Origin of the sequence: Ravibacter arvi, assembly GCF_039540405.1 — a bacterium.
GTDB classification, from domain to species: domain Bacteria; phylum Bacteroidota; class Bacteroidia; order Cytophagales; family Spirosomataceae; genus Ravibacter; species Ravibacter arvi.
Genome location: NZ_BAABEY010000030.1, coordinates 42966 through 64916 on the forward strand (window position 1 = coordinate 42966; position 21951 = coordinate 64916).

Annotated in this window: 16 protein-coding genes; 10 read left to right on the forward strand and 6 right to left on the reverse strand. The window is 51.9% G+C overall.

Going from position 1 to position 21951, the window contains the following annotated elements; genetic code table 11:
• Nucleotides 1-7 precede the first annotated feature (7 nt).
• A complete protein-coding gene (locus ABD852_RS17205) occupies nucleotides 8-622 on the reverse strand; it encodes an acyltransferase (protein ID WP_345031150.1) in 615 nt (204 codons plus the stop codon).
• 103 nt (nucleotides 623-725) lie between these two features.
• Between ABD852_RS17205 and ABD852_RS17210 the strand changes: the two genes are divergently transcribed.
• The 9 genes from ABD852_RS17210 (at nucleotide 726) to ABD852_RS17250 (ending at nucleotide 10692) form a co-directional block, all read left to right on the forward strand.
• Nucleotides 726-1400 carry a TolC family protein gene (locus ABD852_RS17210; protein WP_345031152.1) on the forward strand — a complete coding sequence of 225 codons (675 nt, stop codon included), beginning with the start codon at nucleotides 726-728 and terminating at the stop codon, nucleotides 1398-1400.
• Complete coding sequence (locus ABD852_RS17215) at nucleotides 1397-3556, forward strand: lipopolysaccharide biosynthesis protein (RefSeq protein ID WP_345031154.1); 2160 nt, start codon at nucleotides 1397-1399, stop codon at nucleotides 3554-3556. The genes ABD852_RS17210 and ABD852_RS17215 overlap by 4 nt, the downstream gene beginning before the upstream one ends.
• 3 nt (nucleotides 3557-3559) lie before the next feature.
• Nucleotides 3560-4762 (forward strand): glycosyltransferase, encoded by a 1203-nt coding sequence (locus ABD852_RS17220; protein WP_345031156.1) that lies wholly within the window; start codon nucleotides 3560-3562, stop codon nucleotides 4760-4762.
• A gap of 34 nt (nucleotides 4763-4796) precedes the next feature.
• Nucleotides 4797-4946, forward strand: coding sequence for a hypothetical protein (locus ABD852_RS17225; protein ID WP_345031157.1), 150 nt, complete (start codon nucleotides 4797-4799; stop codon nucleotides 4944-4946).
• Entirely contained in the window at nucleotides 4946-6484 is a 1539-nt protein-coding gene (locus ABD852_RS17230; protein WP_345031158.1) for an O-antigen ligase family protein, read from the forward strand. Before ABD852_RS17225 ends, ABD852_RS17230 begins: the two co-directional genes overlap by 1 nt.
• Nucleotides 6481-7470: a WaaS/CpsH family glycosyltransferase gene (locus ABD852_RS17235; protein WP_345031160.1), complete on the forward strand. Its 990-nt coding sequence runs from the start codon at nucleotides 6481-6483 to the stop codon at nucleotides 7468-7470. Before ABD852_RS17230 ends, ABD852_RS17235 begins: the two co-directional genes overlap by 4 nt.
• Before the next feature lie 85 nt (nucleotides 7471-7555).
• Complete coding sequence (locus ABD852_RS17240) at nucleotides 7556-8527, forward strand: hypothetical protein (protein ID WP_345031162.1); 972 nt, start codon at nucleotides 7556-7558, stop codon at nucleotides 8525-8527.
• Complete coding sequence (locus ABD852_RS17245) at nucleotides 8524-9879, forward strand: flippase (protein ID WP_345031165.1); 1356 nt, start codon at nucleotides 8524-8526, stop codon at nucleotides 9877-9879. Before ABD852_RS17240 ends, ABD852_RS17245 begins: the two co-directional genes overlap by 4 nt.
• A gap of 3 nt (nucleotides 9880-9882) precedes the next feature.
• Nucleotides 9883-10692, forward strand: coding sequence for an alpha-1,2-fucosyltransferase (locus ABD852_RS17250; RefSeq protein ID WP_345031167.1), 810 nt, complete (start codon nucleotides 9883-9885; stop codon nucleotides 10690-10692).
• A 4-nt stretch (nucleotides 10693-10696) separates the two neighbouring features.
• Here the strand turns inward: ABD852_RS17250 and ABD852_RS17255 are convergent, their stop codons facing one another.
• Nucleotides 10697-11806 (reverse strand): glycosyltransferase family 4 protein, encoded by a 1110-nt coding sequence (locus tag ABD852_RS17255; RefSeq protein WP_345031170.1) that lies wholly within the window; start codon nucleotides 11804-11806, stop codon nucleotides 10697-10699.
• Between the two features lie 85 nt (nucleotides 11807-11891).
• Between ABD852_RS17255 and ABD852_RS17260 the strand changes: the two genes are divergently transcribed.
• Nucleotides 11892-13097, forward strand: a complete 1206-nt coding sequence (locus tag ABD852_RS17260; protein WP_345031171.1) for a glycosyltransferase — start codon at nucleotides 11892-11894, stop codon at nucleotides 13095-13097.
• Nucleotides 13098-13100: 3 nt separating this feature from the next.
• Here the strand turns inward: ABD852_RS17260 and ABD852_RS17265 are convergent, their stop codons facing one another.
• The 4 genes from ABD852_RS17265 to ABD852_RS17280 are packed head-to-tail and all read right to left on the reverse strand — an operon-like array spanning nucleotide 13101 to nucleotide 21926.
• Complete coding sequence (locus ABD852_RS17265; protein ID WP_345031172.1) at nucleotides 13101-15716, reverse strand: ATP-binding protein; 2616 nt, start codon at nucleotides 15714-15716, stop codon at nucleotides 13101-13103.
• 59 nt (nucleotides 15717-15775) lie between these two features.
• Nucleotides 15776-20224: a carbohydrate-binding protein gene (locus ABD852_RS17270; RefSeq protein ID WP_345031173.1), complete on the reverse strand. Its 4449-nt coding sequence runs from the start codon at nucleotides 20222-20224 to the stop codon at nucleotides 15776-15778.
• A 33-nt stretch (nucleotides 20225-20257) separates the two neighbouring features.
• Entirely contained in the window at nucleotides 20258-21025 is a 768-nt protein-coding gene (locus tag ABD852_RS17275) for a glycosyltransferase (protein WP_345031175.1), read from the reverse strand.
• Nucleotides 21026-21035: 10 nt separating this feature from the next.
• The gene (locus ABD852_RS17280) at nucleotides 21036-21926 is read right to left on the reverse strand and encodes a glycosyltransferase family 8 protein (RefSeq protein WP_345031177.1); all 891 of its coding nucleotides are present in this window, start codon (nucleotides 21924-21926) and stop codon (nucleotides 21036-21038) included.
• Nucleotides 21927-21951: the final 25 nt, after the last annotated feature.

A 21951-nucleotide genomic window follows, 5' to 3' on the forward strand; every position in this document is an offset into this window, starting at 1 on the left:
TGAAATCTTACAGGCGTAGCCAGGTACCTGACCCGGTATCAAACCGTTTCACGGGTCTGGCGGGGTTGCCGGCGACTACTGAAAAGGGCGGGACGTCCCTTGTCACGACCGACCCCGCGGCTACCACCGAATGTTTCCCGACGGTGACCCCGGAAGTGATAACGGCATTGGCGCCGATCCAGCAATCGTCTTCGATCACGACGGCTTTGACGGACACGCCCTGGCGGCTGATCGGTAACGCCGGATCGGTATAATTATGATTTAAACCGCTGACCACCACGTGCTGAGCCATTATAACATTATCGCCGATGGTAACCGGGCCAATCACCACGTTGCTCATACCGATGAGGCTGTGTGCGCCGATTACGACATGGCCAACGCCGTTGTTAATCGTGGAAAAATCCTCTATTACCGAGCCGGTGCCTATCCTGAAGTCGTTAAAGGGCAGGAGGTCCATCCGGGTCCGGCGACGGATGATCACTTGCCGGCCTCTGTGTTGAAAGAAGGGGTTAACAAACCACCTTACCCATCGCCTGGGGCGGGCTTCATTCCCGGGTATCAGTAAAAAATGGATCCACTTTTTGAGGGTGGGTTTGCTTTTGATCAGGTCTGAAAGCGACATAAACGTTGAGGAAATAGACGAAAGACAAGCAACCTGCAGATTACAAAAATAGCCTTTTGACGGAAATAACCTTTGTAGCGTTCCAAAATTGACATTGCGGTTTATGAAAAAAATCTTGTTTCTGTTTTGCTGTCTGATGCAGGCGGTGATATCCGGGGCCCAAACCGGGATCTCGGTCCGGGATGAGCTTTCGGAAGAATACCTGCAGCGGCTGATAGAGACGGCGCGGACCAATTATCCGAAGCTTAAAGTATTGGATTCGCGGATTGAGGGAGCAGGATATGCCGTAAAAAAGGCCCGGCTCTCCTACTTTGATATTTTCTCCTTCTCCTACCTTTTTATGCCGGGCTGGCAGCAGGCGACCGTAAATCCATTGATGCAAACCAGCTACCAGTTCGGCTTTTTTGCCAATGTGGGCAGCCTGATCCAGAAGCCGGCGCAGGTTCGCCAGGCAAGAAGCGAGCAGAATGCGATTGGCCACGAAAAGGCGGCTTTTGAACTCAACCTGGAAGCGGAAGTGCGCCAGCGCTACTATACCTACATCCAGAAAAAAACTTTGCTGCGCGTAGTGGCCGAGTCGCTTCTTGACCTTGAAAGCATACGCAAATCGGTGCGGTATAAATTTGAAAAAGGAGAGGAGACGCTTGAAAATTATAACAAAGCGCTCCTGGCGTGCTCGAACCAGATGCAGGCGAAAGTCACCATAGAAGGCGAAATACTGATCGCTAAGAGCGCGCTTGAGGAGCTGCTCGGGCAAAAAATGGAGGGTATAAAATGAGAGAACTTATTAGATTCGGGTTATACCTGAAACAGCGGTGGTTCATTTGGGTACTGGTGCCGCTGGTTACCCTGGTGCTGTGTTATTTCCTGGCCTCACGGTTACCAGACGTATATCGTTCGAAAGGCAGTATTGCGACCGGCCTGGTGGACAAGACCGGGCAGATTCTTTCCCTGAATGAGAACGTTGAACAGGATTCTGAGCTGAACCGGAAATTTGAGAATCTCATTCAGCTGATCAAGCTGAAGAAAGTATTGGACCAGGTTTCCTACCGCCTGGTTATCCATGACCTTACTGCCCGGCCGGGGCAGGCATTCAGAGAGGTGCCGGATGATGCCGACCAGGGTTTCCGGGAGAAGGCTGTTGTGCTTCTACGCAGGAAATTATCGGGTTCCGAAGCGTTTTACCCCTCGGGAAAGGAGGAGCAGCGGGTAGCCGCATTAATCGAAGATATGGGATATGATGCCGGTTCGATCCTTGAAAAACTCCGGGTAGAGCGCATTTCGAATAGTGACTACATAGAAGTGGAGTTTGAGGCGGAACACCCCGGGCTTTCTGCTTACCTGGTGAATACGCTTATTTCCGAATTCCTGAAGGTTTATGCGGAGCGCATAAAAGGCAGCAGTGAAAAGTCGTTGGACTTTCTTGAAAAATTTATGCTGCAAAAGCTTGCTGCGCTTAACCAGAAGATGGAAGAGTTGAAAGATTTCAAGATCCGTAACCGTGTGCTTAACCTGAACGAACAGGCCAGGAGCCTGTATGGCCATATCATCGATTTTGAAACCCGCAGGGAGATAACCAAAAAAGACATCATCGCCTACGGGGCCGCCCTCAAGAATATCGACGCCCGGTTCAATCCTGCCGACAGGCAGTACCTCGAAGGGTCCATGGCCCTGATCAACCAGCACATTGCAGAAACCAGGGAAGAGTTGAAGGCCGTCAATGACCTGTATATCCGGAGCAATTTTAACCCTGCTTACAAAGCCCGGGTAGATTCGGTCCAGAAAGTGCTGAGCGCCAGGATTATGGAGTCTTCCGACAAGTACATCTATAACCCGCTGAACGTAAAGGAGAACCTGGTCAACCATAAGCTCGAGCTCGAAATTTCTCTTGAGCTTGCCCGGAACAGTATCAAAACGATTGAGGATGAGATCCGGCGGCTTAACGGCAAGTTCGACGGGATGGTCCCGAGCGAGGCCAGTATTCAGCAATATGAGACGAGCATAGACATAGCCGGGAAGGAATACATAGAAGCGCTGCAGCGCTATAATTCTGCCCGGTTGGAGTCATTCAACCCGATCGCGCTCAAGCAGGTGGAAAAAGCCTCGGACGGGATAAAGCTCCCTTCCAAAAAGAGAATACTGGTCTTGTTATCCGGGCTGGTAAGCCTTATTGTCTGTCTGTTCGTCCTGTTCGTATTGTATTACCTCGACAATGCCATCCGTATCCCGCAACAACTGGCAGACCAGACCGGAGCGCCGGTTCTGGGCCATCTGAACCGGGTAAGAGACTTTACGGACCCGGGGCAACTCGACGGGGCGAAGCCGGAGGGGCCGATCGCCCGGTTCCGCAGCCTGGTACGGTCGGTCAGGTTCGAAATCGATAGTGAAGGATATGGTCCCAAAATAATTGCTGTAACCTCATTGACGGAGGGCAGCGGGAAAACCCTGGTGGTCAACGGGCTGGCATGGGCTTACCGCCGGATCAACCGGCGCGTGCTGGTTATTGACGGGAATTTTGGCAATCCCGATCTCACAAAAGAGCGACGAAATATGGTTTACCTGGAGGACTTCCTGGCGGGAAAGGAGCTGCACCCGGACAGCGCAAACCCGGCGGTTCTCGGCACACGCGGGGGAGACGTTTCGCTTCTGGAGCTGGTGGACGAGAAGCAGCTTCAAAGCAAGCTGGCGACGCTGCGGGCGCAGTTTGATGTGGTCATAGTCGAAACCGGTTCCTTAAGAAGCCTTCATAAAGCGAAGGAATGGCTTACTTATGCCGATCGGGTAATAGGTGTGTTCCCGGCTGGCCGCCCGCTGGGTGAACGTGACGAGGAGAACGTCAGGTACCTGCGCAACCGCGGCGCCGTATTCGCGGGATGGGTCCTGACGCAGGCGGACGCGTCGGTCTGGGGTGGCAGTACGAATGAAGAGAAATAGGAAATGAATATTCTTTTGGCCCTATATGTGATTTTCCAGGTCCTGGTCGGCTTTAACCTGGTTTTTCCACTGGGTTTACTGGGGCTGTCCGCCGTTTTGAAGACGGTTGGAAAAAAAGAGAAAGGCCATGCGCCCGAAAGCCGGCAGGCTGAACCGGACTACGCCATTGTTATTACTGCCTACGGCCAGGCGGATACCGTACCGGCTGCGCTGGAATCGGTGAAGCGGTTGCAATATGAACATTACCTGGTATACGTGGTGGCCGATCACTGCGACGTCCCTGAGCTTCGGGAAAAAGACGACCGTGTGATCATCCTACGCCCGGAAAAAGTGCTTGCCAATAATGTCAAATCACATTTTTATGCAATTGAACGGTTCCGGCGCAGGCACGACCGGCTGGTGATTGTTGACAGCGACAACCTGGTACATCCCGGTCTTCTTCGAGCGCTCAACCAATGGTTTGAGAGGGGTTACAGGGCCGTGCAGGGGGTGAGGGAAGCTAAGAACCTCGATACGGTATTTGCGTGCCTGGATGCTGCACGTGACATTTACTATCATTTCTACGACGGGAAGGCTTTGTTCGGAGCAGGCTCATCGGCAACTCTAAGCGGGTCGGGGATGGCTTTTGACGTTGCGCTTTACAGAGAATGCCTCGGAGGGAAAGAAGTTCCCGGAGCTGGTTTTGACAAGGTGTTGCAGGCAGAGATTGTTTCCCGCGACCTTCGCATCGCCTATGCCCCCGAAGCCATTGTCTACGACGAAAAAACTGCGGCCGGCGCGCAATTGGTCAAACAAAGAGCGAGGTGGATCAATACCTGGTTCCGGTATTTTAAGCTCGGGTTTGGCATTGCCGGACAGGGAGTCAGAAATGCTTCGTCCAACCAGTTGCTGTTCGGGCTGGTGTTACTGAGACCGCCGCTTTTTATTTTCTTACTGCTTTCGCTGGGGTTTACCATACTGAACCTGGTGTTTTTCCCGGCGGCGGGTTATGCCTGGCTGGCCGGCCTATTCTGTTTTGTCATGGGGTTTGCAATAGCAATGGCGCGGTCTTCGGCCGATCCGAGGATTATCAGGTCCTTGTATGCCATACCCAGCTTTGTTTACTACCAGGTTCGTGCGCTGCTCAAAACAGGCAGAGCCGGCAAGCTTTCGGTTGCTACCAGGGAGGGAGCTGCCGATCTGAATCATAATAGTGAAAATCCATGAGCTTTATATCGAAGATCAACCCTTGTTTGTCCAAATGAAAACTTACCCCAGGTCATCCGAGAAGCGGGAAGATACACGGAGTTTCAGTCACCTGAGCCTTTTGCAGCGCGCTATGCGCCTGCTTTCTATATTGCTGGTTGGCGGGATACTGGTGTTCATCTTTTTTAAAATTCTCTTTTTCTGATGACAAGAGAGCCGCGACCTGCTGACCGGGGCCTGCCGGCCTGGAAAAACCGTGGAGCTTTCCAGGGAAAAATCAGGCAGTGGTTTTGGGACGAGAAGCTGAATAATGTTCCTGGTGCAGTGTTCCTGGCACTTCTGACCGGGTTGCTCGGCTGGCTTACGGTAGACAACGGTGTCGTAGCGGGTCTCCTGGTTATTGCGGCCTGCGTTGCCATACCGGTTGTGTATGCAATTGTGGCCTACCCGCGTTTCGGCATTGCTTTGCTGCTCGGGGTGGTTTACCTGTTGTTTTATATCATGCGCCTCGGCATCAATTTCCCGCTGGGCACCCTGATCGACGGCATGCTGGCGCTGCTCGTTCTCGGTTTTTTTATCAGCCAGAAGAAGCGTCCCGACTGGGCGATCTACCGGAACCCGGTCAGTGTGGTCATCCTGGTCTGGTTGCTGTACAACCTGCTGCAGGTGGCTAATCCATGGGCCGAATCGCGTATGGCCTGGCTGTATACCGTCCGCACTACGGGGACTATTGTGTTGATTTACTTCATATTCCTGTATCAGGTAGACTCTTTCCGGTACCTCAGGTTTTTGATCGGTTATTGGCTGGCCCTGGCTACGGTTGGGGCGCTTTATGCATACCGGCAGGAATATTTTGGTTTTGCCGGTACCGAATTCGAAAATATGGTCGCCGATCCGCTTATGGCCAGCCTGCTTTTTATAGACGGACATTGGCGCAAGTATTCCGTGTTTTCAGATCCGGTGGCTTTTTCCTACAACATGGTGATTGCCTTTTTTGTTTGCCTCAGCCTTCTGACGGCGCGGGGGGCTTTTTCCCGGAAGGTGATAATAGGGGGCGTCGGTCTGCTATGCGTAAGCAGCATGTTTTTTGCCGGCACACGAGGGGCGTATGTGCTCATACCGGCGGGACTTGTGTTGTTCACGTTGCTCCGGTTCCAAAAAAAGCTGATTCCCTTTGCCGTTGCGGCCGGCTTCCTGCTGGGCGTAATGATATTTATTCCCACGTCGAACCCTACGCTTTACCGGTTTCAAACCGCGTTTAAGCCCTCGATCGACGCTTCCTACAGTGTCCGGGCCGCCAACCAGAAACGGATTCAGCCCTACTTGCAAAGTCACCCTTTCGGCGGCGGGCTGGGCGCAACCGGGGCGTGGGGAGTTCGGTTTGCGCCTCATTCCTACCTGGCCGGCTTTCCACCCGACAGCGGGTTTATGCGGACGGCCGCGGAGCTGGGTTGGGTAGGACTTATGCTTCAGTGCCTGATGATTTTCCTGATTCTGAAAACCGGGATCGATAACTACTACAAAATCAGGAATGACAAGCTCAAAACCTGCTGCCTCGCTATGACCCTGGTTGTCTTTGTGTTATGTGTGGGTAATTTTCCGCAGGAAGCCTTTGTACAGTTTCCCGCGAATATTCTTTTTTACCTGGCAGCGGCTATCATACAGGTCACGTACCGGCTGGATACCCGGCTGGACTTCACGGCAAATTCTCTACCGCCAGCAAACAAAACCCGACAGAAATGACCGGAACCGATCTTAGAAACCTCTTTGAGAACCGTAAAATCCTGATGATTGGGGTGAAATTCTATCACTACAACGAGGAGATCATTCGCAAAATGGAGGCATACGGGGCCAGCGTTTCCTTTTTTTATGAACGCGATACTTCTCCACGGTTTGGCCTGGTCAAGTTTCTCCGGAAGGGAAATACGGAAGCCATACAACGGAAGCACTACGCGGGTATCCTGGAAAAAATAGAAGGCAGGCAGTTTGATTACCTGTTGGTGATCAGGGGCTACAAGCTGGAAGGGGCCTTCGTGGAGGCCGTCAGGAAGATTAGCCCCGGTATCCGGACCATTTTGTACCAGTGGGATGCCTATACGACCTGGGACTGCGATTACCGTCCGCTTATTCCTTTTTTTGATTCGGTTTCGACCTTTGATTACGATGATTCCGAGGAGCTTGATTTGCCTTATGTGCCGACTTTCAGCACCGATGAATTCCGGAGTCTGACCCATAAAACTCCCGATTACGACCTCTTTTTCTGCGGCAATTACACGTACCCGAGGTACCTGTTCCTGGAAAAGCTTATAAAATTTGCTGCAAGGCGAGGGTACAGACTCAGGACAAAGCTGGTGATGACCTGGAAATATTATCTCCAGGAAAGGTGGCAGGGCGTCAGGCTGGATCCCGCCCTCATCTCATTCCGTAAGTTGAGCAAGGACGAGTACGTGGATCATTTCAGCAGATCGCTGGTCATTGTTGATTTTACAAGCGAGGGGCAGGCCGGGCTGACCATGCGGTCGCTGGACGCGCTCAGCGCAGGCAAAAAGCTGCTTACGAATAACCATAATATTTTCAGGGAGGCCGGGGTAGGGGAAGGCCAGGTAGCAGTCTACGACCCTGAAACGCTCGATATAGACCCGGCCTTTATGATGCCGCAGCAGTATAAACGCCTCGACTATTCGGTGGACCGGTGGCTGTTTTCAGTTTTTAATATTGATGACAGGTAGGGAAAGCCGCGCGGGGCTTCGAAAAGACGAACCGACTTTTGTAACTTGTGTTTTGAAGGATATCTCAACGTTTTGAAAGAAATTTATGCTGGATTTTTTGTCCGGAAAGCTCCTGGGACTGTTTGTCAGGATCAGGTACCCGAAGGTGCCGCCCGAGCTCCGAAGCTTTTATAAAGACACCTATCGCTGTCGCATCAGGCAACTCAGGTATTTTGTGCGGGATTATGTGATCCGTAAGCCCTACAAGGAGTTGAGTTTCCAGGGAGAATTTGCTCCCGAATTGCTGTTTGTACTGCCTTTTGCTTACTGGCACTATCGCAACGGCACGCTTAAGTCGACAGTGGCGTCCAGGTATACTGCCCAGCTTTACTTTTTCTCGCCGGATCATACCGAAGTATTCGACACCCGGACCAACGAGGGGAACTATAACTTCGAGATGCCGCGGATCCTGTACAGCCATGACTATGATATGGCCAAATGGACGCAGGTACCGCTGAAAGCCGTATACCGCAACCCGGTTTATGTGTACGACAAACCGATGCTGATCATAGCCAACCGTTTTAATATGGAATGGGACGGTCCGCCGGTCAGCTTTTTCAGTATACCGGTATTGGACTTCCTGATCGAAACGCTCAGTCCCGCCTATACCATTCTCTATAATCGCCCCGGACCGGGGCATATCACGATGGACAACAGTGATATCTATGAGCTGAATGACTATGAATGGCTGCGGGAAAAGCACCCCGAAGTTATCCTGCTGGAAGATTTGTACCGGGAAAACAAAGCGGGCGCCTTAAATTACAACCACCTTCAGATGCTGGTGTATGCAAATGCCGACCATTTTATATCCATTCATGGCGGAACGGCTACCCTGGCCAGCTATTTCGGCGGGCAAAACCTGATTTTATCCAAGAAGGGACCGGAGCACTACTTTCATTGCTTCAGCAAGTTGTACACTAAACTTTCTGATGCCGAAATTTATCATGCCCGCGATGACGATGAGCTGAAGGAAATGGTGATCAGGCATTATCTCAACCCGGCAGCAGCACCAAAATGACGGCAAAAAGACATTACTGGATTGAGTCGGGGTTCCTGAGTGTCCTCCAGAACTTTTCAGGGGTATTTTTCGGGTTTGCCAGCTTTTTCCTGCTCGTCCGGTCGCTTGACAACCACAGCTTCGGGGCATGGGTACTATTTATGTCCACCACTACCATTGTGGAGGCAATCCGGAACGGGCTTATACAGTCGGCGCTGATTCGGTATGTGTCGTCGGGGAGAAAGGAAGAGCATCCCCGTATTGTTGCGGCTTCGCTTTTACTGGGCGGAAGTGTTACGCTTCTTACGGTAGGAGCCGCCCACCTCGGGGCGCCTTACCTGAGCGCGTTGTGGAAGACTCCCGAGCTTACCAATTTATTCCGGGTTTATACCATAGGATTTTCGGTGTCGCTTTTTCTTTCTTTGTTTAATTGTGTCGAGCAGGCAAACCTGCGTTTCAGAGGAGTATTTGTGACGGGACTTATCCGCCAGTTCCTCTTTTTTGCTTTCGTTGCCGCCAGTTTTTTTCTTCACCACCGGATAGAATTATCGGAGCTGGCGTGGGTGCAGGTGGTAAGTATTGTCGTCAGCACAGTCTTTGCCTATCTCTACACCCGGGATCATTTCAAGCTGAGTTTTGACAACACCGGATACTGGATCAGGAAGCTTTTCGGCTACGGGAAATACGGGTTTGGCACTTCCGTCAGCTCGTTGCTGTCCGGTACAATTGACCAGATGATGCTGGGCGCCATGTTGTCGCCGGCGGCATCGGGCGCCTTCAATATTGCGGTGCGCATTACCAACCTGATTGACATTCCTACCAATGCCATGGCGGCGATAGTTTTTCCTCAAAGTGCAAAAAGAATGGAGGAAGAGGGCAGCAGTGCCGTCAAGTATCTCTACGAAAAATCGGTGGGCACCACGCTGGCCATCCTGCTGCCGGGCGTATTGTTTCTATATTTCTTTGCCGATTGGGTAATCTGGGCCGTTGCAGGCCAGAAATATGCAGACTCCATCCCGCTCCTGAAGATAACGCTGTTGTATTGCCTGCTTATTCCTTTCGGCAGACAATTCGGGACGATACTTGATTCGGTAGGAAAGACCCGGATTACATTTCTGGTCGTGTTGTTCACTGCCACTCTAAACCTGGGACTGAATTTTATACTGATCCGGAAAATGGGCGTAATGGGCGCGGCGTACGCAACACTTTGTTCCAATATTGTCGGTTTTACGGTAGCGCAATATATCCTGAGACGTGAGATCGGCGTAGAGCTTAAAAATACAATAATTTATATGTACCGGTTTTACCCGGAATTCTATAACCGGCATGTCCTGCCCGCTTGGAGCAGGAAGTCGAATATTGACAATCAATAAGTAATGACAGGCGTAAGATTTATCGGCAGGTTGGGCAACCAGTTATTTCAGTACCATTTCCTGATGTACCTGAAGTCGCGAAGGCCGGGCGGGTTTTATTTCTTTCCGAACCCGCACCATGCCTACCTGGCCAGGTACTTTGATCTGGGGTGGTACCACAACCTGACGCTGGGGTCCAGGCTATATTCGGTAATTATGCGGTGTATCCCGAAGATACTGCGTTTTCGCTATATACAGGTACATAATTTTGTGGCTCCGCGCGACTTTATACCCCAAAGCCGGTGTATTTACGACGGCTATTTTCAGTCGGATTACTATTTGAAAAACACGGATATCCCTGTAAAAATCCGGATCCGGCAGCAGTATGTGGCACAGTTCAGGGCGCTGTACGGAGATTTATTCGATCAGCACCGGGTAGTGGTTGTGCACATACGCAGGACCGACTATCTCAGCTACGGCAAACGTGACATTGCGCTGCCTATGTCCTATTTCAAGCGCGAACTGGCCAATATTCCGGACCTGGAACAGTATAAAGTGATACTGGTAAGCGACGACATAGCTTTTGTAAAACAGGCTTTCGACCATCACCCCGACTACCTGTTTGTGTCCAATTCTGAGATCGTCGATTTTCAACTGATCAGCAATGCCGATATCGCCATCATTTCAAACAGTACCTTCAGCTGGTGGGCGGCTTACCTGTCGACGCGGAATAAACGGGTAATCGCCCCGGCAAACTGGCTGGGATTCAGGATTGGCCGTGAGCACCCGAAAGGCATCATGACCGATCGTTTCGAATGGGTTGAGGTATTTTAACCGATCATACCAGCGATTTGTACAGCTCGAAGGTTTTCCTGACACAATCTTCGATCGGGAAATCCTGGAGCCGGGTTTTACCGGCGGCTACCAGTTTTCTGCGGGTGTCTTCCGAACCTATAATCCTGTAAACCTCTGAGACGAGCGCTTCTTTGGACGTTGCTTCAAAATAATGTACGGCATCCGCGCCTATTTCCCTGAAGCAGCGGGTGTCGCTCAGCAGCACCGGACACCCGGCCCGGAACGCTTCGAGGATCGGCAACCCGAACCCTTCGTGGAGCGACGGGTAGACAAATACCAGGGCACGGCTGAAAAGATAGTTCAGCTCCGAATCTGACGCATTGATATGGTGGACCCTGCCGGCCAGCCGGTTCCTGAACAGATACTCTTTTTCTGCAATTCCCAGGCCGCCGCCGCCGGTAAGCACCACCGACAGGGAAGGCTGCGCGTTGAGAATTTCCCGGCACGCGTCCATGAAAAGGAAAAAGTTTTTATAGCCGCTGCGGTCGCCGACGTATAGGATATAGGCTTCAGGTAGTGGGGAAACGGGTTGGCAGCGCGCTTCGGACAAAGTGTCAATGCCGTGATAAATGACTTTTATCTTATCGGGATCCGAAATATTCCCGTATTCGATCAGGTCTGATTTGGTGGTTTCAGAGATGGCAATAATTGCGTCCGCGCGTTCGATGTTCTTCCGCTTGAATTCGGTCAGCGGGTCATGCGCCCAGAAATATTCGGGGAGTATTTCATAGGTCATGTCATGTATAGTGGTAACAAACGGCTTTTTGAGATCAGAAAGAAAATAGAGGTCGTAGTAGGTGGGGTGAAAAATATCGAAGCGTTTTTCCCGGATGAGTTTCGAGGAGTAATACTGGTTCAGCTTATAAAGCCCGCTTTTCCCCGCCTTTGTTCTGAAGAATGGCCGGCAGAAGCGGTTGTTGAGCAGTTGGGAAGCCCCGGGCAGGTATTGGTTTTCCGTGTACAATACGCCGGTTTTAGAGGAGAAAGCTCCCCCGGAATCTTCAATTGCGTCAATCAGCGTGGCAAAATACCGGCTGATTCCACCATACCGCTGTGTGGTGAATTTCTGATGGTCAAATAAAATTTTAATCATGCGATCCGTTGCCGTGTAGACGCTGAGTAAGTATATTCGTTGAGTATATCAATTATCGGCTAAAAAGCTTTCCGCTCTGGTTTGAATGAATTTATGGGGTCAAAATATTGTCGTTTTCAGCTTATTTCGTTTTGATGCCGACATTGAATCAACCGCATATACCGTAGCCTCCAAACTGGCTGAGCACAACCGGGTTTTCTATGTCGACAACCCGTATACCCTCAGAGATTGGTGGGTAAACAAAAATAGCATGTCTTTTAAGAAAAGGCGGCGTTTTTTTTCATTGTTTTCCCGGGAGGTCATTGATACCGGAAACCCCAATTTCAAGGTAGTGATCCCACCCTTAGTGTTGTCTCTTCACTTTTTGCCGGAAGGATTTCTGTACCGGTTGCTACTGGGCCTGAATGAGTTCCTGATACGATTCAGGATCAGGCGTATACTCCGTAGGTTCGGCGTGACCGATTATATATTTATAAATGCTTTCAACTTTCATTACCCGACCGTTGCGCGGAAACTGTCGCCGTCGCTCCGGGTGTATTACTGCCTGGACCCTGTAGCGGGAAATTTTGACGGGAAACACGGCATTAAGTCCGAAGCGATGCTTGTCGGTGATGCCGACCTGGTGATTTGCAGCAGCAAGAACCTCTACGCGCACAAGCTGGAAATGAACCCGAACAGTTACCTGGTTCCGAATGCCGCGGATATTTTTCATAGCGGCAAGGCAACAAGGCCGGAAACCGCAGTTTCTGAAGCCCTCGTCGGGATACCCCGGCCGGTTATCGGTTATTTCGGGAGCATAGAGCACCGATTCGATTTTGAACTGGTGTACAAGGTCGCTTCGGCCCGCCCTGAATGGAGCTTTGTTTTGGCAGGCCCTGTTTTTGCGGAAGACCTGGCTGGGCTCGATAAATTAAAGAATGTTCATTTTACAGGGCGCATTCCTTATGCCGGGATGCCGGCTGTGATCAAGGGTTTTGACGTAGCAGTCATACCGTTTCGGAAGGACGAAGGGAGCGCAGCCGTTTTTCCGCTCAAGCTTTTTGAATACCTGGGTGCGGGAAAGCCGGTCGTGGCTACCGATTTTAACCCGGACCTCGCCGAGTATACGGAGGACATGGTGGCCTACTGTAAGGATGCAGCATCATTTGAAGCGGCGATATCGCGGGAGATGGAAACTGACAGTCCTGAACGGGTTGCCGAGCGCACGCGGCTGGCGGCGCAGCATACCTGGGACAGAAGGGTGGAAACTATCTCGTCGCTGCTCTCACAGACGCTTGCCGGCCGTACCTGACGCTCAGGAGGGATACAGCCGCCCGAACTCTTCAAATCCCTTGTTTACCTCTTTTTCCAGGTTCGACAGCCTTTCTGCGGGGCCGGCGGCGGCAACCGGACCGGTACCCAGCTCGTTCTCGATTTTCTGATAGGCGGCCGCCGTTTCAATGAGCCCGATGCTCATCAGGGACGAGCGGAATTTGTGGATTGCCTTTTTTAATACAGCGTAATCCTTTTCCGCAGCCGCTTGGCCGATGTTTTCGAGCTGCTGCCGGTAATCCTGCCCGAAAATGGATCGGAGCTCGCCTATGAGCTCAGAGTCTCCGTTGGTGATTTCGTTGACATATTTTTGATCCACGTACATCGAGCCCGGCACCTCGTCAATTTGGGCGGGTTCGGGTGCGCGACCGGGCACCTCATCTCCCCCCGTAAGCCTGAAAATTTCCGAAACCAGCTCACATTCCTTAAATGGTTTTGAGATATAGCTGTTGGCGCCAATCCTGAGACATTCTTCTTTTTCCCCGATCATGGCGTGCGCAGTCATCGTGATAATCGGGGTGGTAAGCTGCAGCTTGTTCCTGATGTTCCTGATGGCTGTATAGCCGTCCATTACCGGCATCTGCACATCCATCAGTATCAGGTCGAAGTGTTCTTTTTCCAGTGCCTCCAATGCTTCCTGCCCGTTGTTAACGATTACGACCGGCAGGTTGATCCGCTTGAGAACGGCCGCCAGCAGTTTCTGATTGAGCAGGTTGTCTTCGGCGGCCAGGATCCGGAGCGAGTCCGGCCTGATATGAATCGGCTGGGTATGGTCTTGAAATTCTTTCCGTACCGGTACGTCCAGGATTTCAAAAGGGAACTCCAGGATAAATTGTGTGCCTTTCCCGAGGGTGCTCTCCAGGCTGAGCGTGCCGTTCAGCAGCGTCACAAGCGACCTCGCAATACTGAGTCCCAACCCGGTTCCGCCAAACTCCCTGGTGGTGCTTTCGGAAGCCTGTACAAAGCGGTCGAATATTTTTGTGGTCTTCTCTTTCGCAATACCAATTCCCGTGTCGGTAATGGTAAACCTGATGGTTTGCAGCGAGCCAACCGCCGGTGCAACGGGCTCGACGCGCATGGTGACGCTTCCCTTTTCGGTGAATTTCACGGCGTTGCCGCAGATATTCAGCAGGACCTGGGTAAGGCGCAGCTTGTCGGTCAGGACCTGGGCCGGAAGACCTTCCGGCAGGATCTGCTGATAAACAATCCCTTTCTGGGAGGCCTTCTGGCTCAACAGAATGGCTACGGAGTCGACCAGCTCGATAAGGGAAGTCGGCTGCATATCAAGGTGTACTTCCCCTACTTCTATCTTAGAAATATCGAGCAGGTCGTTAATAAGGCTGAGCAGGTTTTTCCCGGCTACCTGGATATAGCTGATGTATTCGCCGGCCGGGGCTGCGAGGTGCTCGTTTTCCAATAAATAGGTGAAACCCAGGATGGCATTAAGCGGGGTACGGATTTCGTGGCTGATGTTGGCCAGGAATACGTCCTTGATGACCGCTGATCGTTCCGCATTATCGCGCTCGGTCTGAAGAGACTTGGAATAGACCTCGCTGTCGGTAATATCCCTGAAAACCGAGATTGCCCCGATGATTTCCCCGTTGTAGTCGCAGATGGGCCTGATATTGCTCTCGAATACAATTAATTCTCCATTCCTGACGAGGTGTGTTTTTTTGCCTACAAGCTCGGCGCCGTTCAGGGCGGCGGAAAGGCTCAGGTTGTTCGAATTATAGCGGTGGTTGTCGTTTACATCGGTCAGTGTAATCCGGGTGGTAAGGGCCTCAAGGTCAGGCGGTGTATCCTCCGTGATACCCAGCATTTTTTTTCCGCTGCCGTTAAGCATCAGGATTTCCTTTTGGTTGTTGATCACCATCACACCATCGGGAATTGCCTCTATGTACTGGTTCAGCATCCGCTCTTTCCTATAAATTTCCCGCTTGAGCGCGCGTTGCCTTCGTTGGTCTCTCGACAAGAAAACAATGGACAGAATCGTTATGAAAAAGCCGGTGATACCCGTCCCGATCATAAACAGGATGGTATGGTGCCGGCTTTGTGACGAAAGCAGCTTGTGATATCCCATGCGCCTGCCCTCGATTTCCTGGATCTCGCTGATTTTGGTTCCCAGTCGTTTGAAAAGCGTAATTCCCGCTCCGCCCCTGATCAATGCGGCTGCGCTGTCGAGCCCGTACTGATCGTACACATCGGTAGAAAGCTCGGTAAAGGCGATAATCTGCGAGGTGATTTCCCTGACTTCATTTACCCGTGCAATCTGGTCGGGGGAATGGCTTACCAGGTTATAGAGCGTGTCGCCGATGGCCGTGATCTGGCTTTTCAGAGATTTGTTGGAAGTTAACAGCTCCGTATTGCCGGTCACGATATAGCCCCGTACGTTAGACTGCAGGTCCTTTGTCTTCAGCGCAAAGTTGGCCGTTTGATTGAGAACACTGATTGTATTGTTTACGCCGTTGTTCTGTGAGGCCAACTCTTCAAGGCTGGTATAAGAAAAGTAAAGCGATATGAAGACGAGAATCATCCCGAATGCGATGCTTATCACACCGGACCATCTTCTGACTAACTTGACAAAGCTCGACATTTGCATCAACCAAGAGGGTTAACAAAGTATTTCAGTCACAAAGGTAAACAGGGAATTGCGGGCTATCAGTTGGCGGACTTTACAATTTTGCGGTAGGCGATGGCCTGGCCCTGTTTCAGCTCGACAACATATATCCCTTCGGGTATGTCGGTAACATCGATGCGGGATCCCTTTATCCGGGCGCCCCGGAGCGCTGTAGATTTGTACAGGCGGCCGGCCGCAGGGTCGAAGATACGCACCTGCAAATCGCCGGCGGATTCGTTTTCAAGACCTATCGTGATATGGGTCGTTGCGATGTTCGGGTATACAATGAGCTTATCGCTGAAGTCCTTGCGAGCATCGGTGCCGTCTTCGGCTAGTCGTGCAGCAGACCGCTGCTCGAAAACGCCAACCCCGGTATCTTCATAAGCGGGCACGACAAAGACGGGAGTTTCACCGACCGAAACGGTAAGCTGGCCGTTCTGGACATTGGCTTCTAGCATGGTCATGTTTTCTTGTCCGGGGGTAGGCGTGTAGATCCTGGCTTTGGGGTACCCGCTGAGCGAAAGTGTATAGCTGCCCGTCAGCCCGCTTTCAGTCGGCATTACCAGGACATACATGCCTTTACCGTTGTCGGAATACCGGTCAACCAACGGATATTGCGAGATCGTTTCGTCAAAATGATATTCACCGAACAGCTTCCGGGTTTGGTACAGGAAGTCTGCCGCCGGCCGGCGGGTAAGGTTCGAGGCTTCGATCAGGCCGGAAGTCCCGAAAATTCCTCCCGTCGAATTGTCGTCGAACATCTGGTAGAAAAAGACTTTGCCTATTCCATGCCGTGCCGAAAACAGCGACATGCGCAGTATCCAGTCCGCCTGGGTTTCCAGTGCAGTTTTGTTCCCTATCGGAATTGCTTTCAGCGGGCTGTCCTGGTGGGTGTCAAAACCGGTTTCGGTAATCCAGACCGGCATGCCGTAGCAAAGTTCCTTCGCAACCTGTATGAAAGCGTCGGTCTTGACGTTTGCGTTGGTTACCTCTACGGCGGCGCCCCGGTCGGAAGTGCCGCTTTGCGATGACGACGTGTTGTCGGTGTAGATATGATAGTTGATCACGTCCCAGCAAAGGTTCACTTCGCCGTTGGTTTTGTAGCCTCGGAATTCCTTACACCAGTCGACCATGGCGCGGATATACTCAGGACCGGAAACAAGCCCGGCCACTACTACTTTCATAGACGGATCTGCATTTTTTACACCCACACCCTGGCCCATGGTATTTTTATGGCCATCGTAGAAAGCAGACAGGTTGGCCGCATACTCCCGGGCGGTCTGATAGGCCGGACGACCCTTCCACCATTTGTCGCGTTCGTTATCGCACTCCATGTATTTGACCAGGTCTGTACCGATCTTGATGGTGTTCGGGTTGTCGCCGGGCCACCTGGGTATGCTGTAAACGCTCAGCAGGGTAGAGTCTACCTGGGTATTGCTGCCGTAGCGCGCTGCAAACTGGAAAGCAACCCGCGCCTGCTGTATGTAGGATTGTGGTAGTGAAATGTCGCTTCCGTATAGCGCCGGGATGTTTTCATGATCTCTTATGTTCTGAGGGTATGAGCTGGCCATCCAGCCGGGGAGGGTTTTGATACAGGCCAGCACCTCGATGCCTTCCAGCCGGCACCTTTCGTAAATCTGGTCGTAATGCCAGCCGCCGCTAAGGGTCGGATTGAAGCTATACACCCCCTCCGACGATTCGAGTTTTTCCCAGTCGATATAATGACGGATGCCGGAGAAGCTTTTCGCCATATTCATTTTGTCTTCATTGATCTGCCAGGGGGTGTTGCCGTCCTGGAAATTCCATTCATAGGCGTTGACCCCCAGCATATCTTTCAACTTCGCCTGCGCGTTCCCGGCCACAGGAGCCGGCGGTGTTCCGGGGGTATGGGTGCCGTAGAACTCAAGCTCGGTTGGGAGGCCGCTTCTTATCTTAAGCACCAGGTAGCGGATATTGGTAACGGCAGAATCAAGGTTAAAGCGTGCTTCACCGCCGGTGTTCCGGTCGGGGTAGGGACCGGTCCAGGATCCGTAGCTTTCTCCCGTGAAAGTAGCGACCGGTATGCGTTGCCACTGGTCGTTGATCACTGATATGGTCATGGGTTTATCCGCAAATATGCCTTCGAAATCAAACATCCTGATCTTTTCAAGGGTCATGGTTTCATTGTCATAGAGCGGGTAGTAGGCTTCGTATTCTTCCATCACCATTCCCCATCCTATATTTACGTTTGCGTTTGTAACCCCGTCAAAAAGGTCATCCAATCCTTTTTCAGCGTTGTTCAGAATGTACCATCTGGCAGGGTCCAGCGTAATTTTCTGCGCGCCGGCGCTGTTGGCAGGCAGAATGGTAACGGGCCTGGAGACCGGGTCCGCGGCCAGGTAATGGGTGCTCGTTCCTTGCGTGACGGTAAGCGTGGCTGTTCCCGCCGCAACAGGCGTTGCGTACCAGGCCCCGCCGGAGAGATGGACGGTTGCTACCGTGGTGTCTGAAGAGGCGACTTGTATGGGGCTTTCCGTATTGTTGCTTGAAATACCAAGGTCGAACGGCGCAGTACCCGCTTCTTTGTCGGCCGGGGCGGGAAATACAATTACCGAGGCGGTTTGCGGAATGCTTCCGTAAGCGACGTCAGCCCAGTTGAAGTTGAAGGCTCCTCTTTTGGCATGGAAGCGCAGAAGCTGGTTCCCGGCGGGCAGCGTTGCCGTCGTGCTGACACTGCTCCAGTTTTGCCAGCCCCCGGTTTGGGGAACATTCACTTCTCCGAGGACAGTTCCATTGCTGTTCCTGATTTCAATAATACCATTGCCGTAGGCGTTGGCGATACGGAAGTTGAAAACGTGGCTTCCGGCCTGCGCTACCGACACGTTGTATTCCATCCAGTCATTGTCATCGATAGAATGGATGTTTACCCCGTTGTCCTGGTCGCTGTTTTGCTCGGTACCGACGTCCGATGCCAGGTCGAAAGATTCTGCTTCGATACGTCCGGGAATTGCTTTGATATTCTGCTGCGCTTCAAACCAGTTGAGGCTGAAAAGCCCTTTGGGGATGTCAATCCTCAATATCCGGTTGCCTGCAGAAAGCCAAACCATTAAAGGGACCGTCTTCCAGTTATTCATACCGCCCGTTCGGGGAACGGCAAGCCGTGCCAGTTCGGCGTGGTCAGCAGACAAAACCCGCAGAGCAGCCTCGTCGCTGAAGCCGTTGGCTACTCTGAAAGTGAAAGTATAATACCCGGAGACCGGGATATGTACAGGGTAATCCAGCCAGTTATTATCGCCTATCCAGCCTATGTCCTGGTTTCCGTTGTCGTCTGAAGTATTGCCTGCGGAAAGGCCGCTTGATGCATAAAAATTTTCAGCTTCAATCCGGCCGGGGAGCGAAAGGTAGACGGGAGGCGTAAGGATCTGGATCGGTTGTGAAGCCGTGGCCGCCTGAAAATGGGTTCCTGCTGCCTGCGAGGCGGTAATCGTGGCATTTCCAGCCTGTCGGGGCGTGGCTTTCCAGGACCCGTTTTCAAAAGCAACTGAAATTATAGTGGTGTCGGAGGATGAGAAAACCAATGGACTTTCTGTGTTGTTGCTGGAAGCGCTGAGTGTAAAGGGGGTGTCAGTCACGAATTTTGAAGCGAGGGGGGCAAAGGTGATCACGGTAGGAGCAAGCAGGCGGTCGGTTTCCAACCAGTTGAGGTTAAAGGCGCCTCTGCCGGCGAAAATCCTGAGCACCTGCTGACCGGCTGTCAGTGAGGCCGTTGTTTCGATCGAGCTCCAGCTTTGCCAGCCCCCGGTTTGGGGTACATTTACGGTAGCGAGCGTGTCGCCCTGTAGGTTGATCACCTTGATAATGCCGTAGCCATAAGCATTGGCCACCCGGAAACGAAGGGTATAATCGGCGGTTTCAGTGATGTTAATGAGGTAGTCCATCCATTCGCCGTCATCGATGTTGTTGACATTGAGCCCGCCGCCGGCATCGGAAGTATTTTCGGTATTTACCTGGTAGGAAAGGTCAAAATCCTCTGCCTCAATTCTGCCGGGCACCGGCTTTAGCGGTTGGCTCACCTCAAACCAGTTCAGGCTGAAAACACCCTTATAAGTAAAAAGGCGGAGCGACTGGTTGCCGGCAGGGAGCCAGGTAAGCAGCGCAACGGTTTTCCACTCATTCATGCCGCCGGTGCGCGGTACGGGGGTATGCGCCAGTACCGATCCGGCTGTATTTCGGATTTGGAGCGCGGCATTATCGCTAAAGCCATTGGCTACGCGGAATTCAAATTTGTAGTATCCGGCAGCTGCAACCGAAACCGCATATTCCATCCAGGTGCTGTCGCTCATCCAGCCTATCTGCATGCTGTTTTCTTCGCTGGCCGCAGAAGGCGTTACCCCGCTGCCGGCAGTAAAATTTTCGGCTTCAATGCGGCCCGGAAGAGGTACCGCAGATTGGCAAAATCCCTTCAGCGTTACCAGAAGGAATAAAAGAACAGAGGTAAAATTTTTTTTCATAAACATTGAGGTTGAGAATTGAAAGGTCCGGGCTCAGACCCTTTTGGTAAACAGGTAATCCAGGTTAAACCGTGTGTACCGGTAGAGGTGCCGGACGCCGGAGATCAGCGGGTTTTCGGATTCCCGCCAGAAGTTGCGCCTGACAGTACTCGGTTCGGAGGTAGAGTTGATTTGTTCAAAAACGGTAGTATAGCGATCGTAAAAAAGGGCCTTCCCTTTGTTGGCAAGGAAAGACATCATCATCCGGTATTCAGTGGCTTCGACTTTAATACCTTCGCGGTATCTTCCGAACCTGGAAAAGAAAGTGCTTCTCCGCAAGTGAGGGTGGTCGCTGTAGTAGTAAAACTTCCGGTATCCCGGCAGGGTCCATTTGAAAATCATTTCGGAGAACCCGTTGCGGACGGGTTCCAGGTAAGGGTAGACAAAATAGGCATAGAACCTCACGACATCGAGGTCCGGCTTCTCCCGGATCAGTTCCATTGCGTCAGAAAAAACACGCGGGAATATTTCCTGCGGAACAAAATCTTCCTGTACATACAGGGTATAAGGCGTAGCGACGGCATCCTGCCCCTTATTGATATTGTTCCCCAGCCCTTTGTTGACCGGTGTGGTAACGAGGTGGAAGGCGTAGTGCGCCTGCATGGACCTGATATGCGCCAGGTGCTCTGGTCTGCTGCCGTCGTCTGACACGACTATGTTTTCAAAAGAGCAGTCCAGCTGCCTGAAGGCGGCGAGGAGCCGTTCGAGCGAAGCGCTCCGGTTATAGTGGGTCACAAGCAGAGTAACATCCGGGAAGTGCATGATGCGGCGATTATTTCAGGAGTCCTAGTACGTTTTTTCTGAGCTTGTTATAGGCTTTCCTGGCAAGCCGGCGGTAATCGCTTACCGGTTCGAAATCCTTCCAGGGGGTAAGGCGGAGGTATTTGTAAAATTCTTCGCGGTAGAGAGGATTGGAACGATAGGTTTTGAAAATAGGCTTGATGTCCAGGAAGTGGATCAGGTAAGGGGCCTTGATATCCAGTGCCGAGAACGCGTTCCATCTTTCGTCCAGCGGAAGCCATTGGTTATTGAGCACTACGTTCAGCCCGTACTGATCCGCCAGGTTCACTTCATCGAGGTTGTCGGTGATGGCTTGTATCACCTTGTTCGAGATGTCCTCTTTCCGCCACCTGATCGGATCGCCTATGATCAACCCGGCATTGAAATAGAGGTCGTCGGCTTTGAAACCGAATTTTTCGTAGCGCGGTATTCCGCCCCAATCCGAACCGACGGTTTTGGACAGATCCTGTACCGCTCCCAGCAACTTTCCCTGCAGGTCTGTGTGCCAAAGTTTCGAGATGTCCTCGAGCACGATCATGTCGACATCCAGGTAAATAAACCGGCGGGCTTCCGCGGGTATAATGTAAGGTGCAAATAACCTCAGGTAAGTAGTGATCGGAAAAGCGGATTTGTCTACCGGGATCCGGATACCCGGAGGCAGTACTTCGCGGGTCTTGAACCAGAAAAGCGTAGTGACCGCGGGCGTAACCGACTCGCTGATGCGTTTCCGGTTGGAATCCGAAACGCCGTCATCTATAATATAGAGGTCAATTTTTTCTGAAGTCTTATGATTTTCCTCAATAGACTTTATAAGTGCGCCGAGCAGAATTGCATAGTGGTTGTCGGTAGCAACTACGAGTGTGATGTTGTCTGGGTGACTCATACCGGGGCGGTAATTTATTGAGCTG

Bases quoted from the DNA above. Each gene is read 5' to 3' on its own strand.
- ABD852_RS17205 (WP_345031150.1), bottom strand. From the start codon at position 622: ATGTCGCTTTCAGACCTGATCAAAAGCAAACCCACCCTCAAAAAGTGG.
- ABD852_RS17210 (WP_345031152.1), top strand. From the start codon at position 726: ATGAAAAAAATCTTGTTTCTGTTTTGCTGTCTGATGCAGGCGGTGATA.
- ABD852_RS17215 (WP_345031154.1), top strand. From the start codon at position 1,397: ATGAGAGAACTTATTAGATTCGGGTTATACCTGAAACAGCGGTGGTTC.
- ABD852_RS17220 (WP_345031156.1), top strand. From the start codon at position 3,560: ATGAATATTCTTTTGGCCCTATATGTGATTTTCCAGGTCCTGGTCGGC.
- ABD852_RS17225 (WP_345031157.1), top strand. From the start codon at position 4,797: ATGAAAACTTACCCCAGGTCATCCGAGAAGCGGGAAGATACACGGAGT.
- ABD852_RS17230 (WP_345031158.1), top strand. From the start codon at position 4,946: ATGACAAGAGAGCCGCGACCTGCTGACCGGGGCCTGCCGGCCTGGAAA.
- ABD852_RS17235 (WP_345031160.1), top strand. From the start codon at position 6,481: ATGACCGGAACCGATCTTAGAAACCTCTTTGAGAACCGTAAAATCCTG.
- ABD852_RS17240 (WP_345031162.1), top strand. From the start codon at position 7,556: ATGCTGGATTTTTTGTCCGGAAAGCTCCTGGGACTGTTTGTCAGGATC.
- ABD852_RS17245 (WP_345031165.1), top strand. From the start codon at position 8,524: ATGACGGCAAAAAGACATTACTGGATTGAGTCGGGGTTCCTGAGTGTC.
- ABD852_RS17250 (WP_345031167.1), top strand. From the start codon at position 9,883: ATGACAGGCGTAAGATTTATCGGCAGGTTGGGCAACCAGTTATTTCAG.
- ABD852_RS17255 (WP_345031170.1), bottom strand. From the start codon at position 11,806: ATGATTAAAATTTTATTTGACCATCAGAAATTCACCACACAGCGGTAT.
- ABD852_RS17260 (WP_345031171.1), top strand. From the start codon at position 11,892: ATGAATTTATGGGGTCAAAATATTGTCGTTTTCAGCTTATTTCGTTTT.
- ABD852_RS17265 (WP_345031172.1), bottom strand. From the start codon at position 15,716: ATGCAAATGTCGAGCTTTGTCAAGTTAGTCAGAAGATGGTCCGGTGTG.
- ABD852_RS17270 (WP_345031173.1), bottom strand. From the start codon at position 20,224: ATGAAAAAAAATTTTACCTCTGTTCTTTTATTCCTTCTGGTAACGCTG.
- ABD852_RS17275 (WP_345031175.1), bottom strand. From the start codon at position 21,025: ATGCACTTCCCGGATGTTACTCTGCTTGTGACCCACTATAACCGGAGC.
- ABD852_RS17280 (WP_345031177.1), bottom strand. From the start codon at position 21,926: ATGAGTCACCCAGACAACATCACACTCGTAGTTGCTACCGACAACCAC.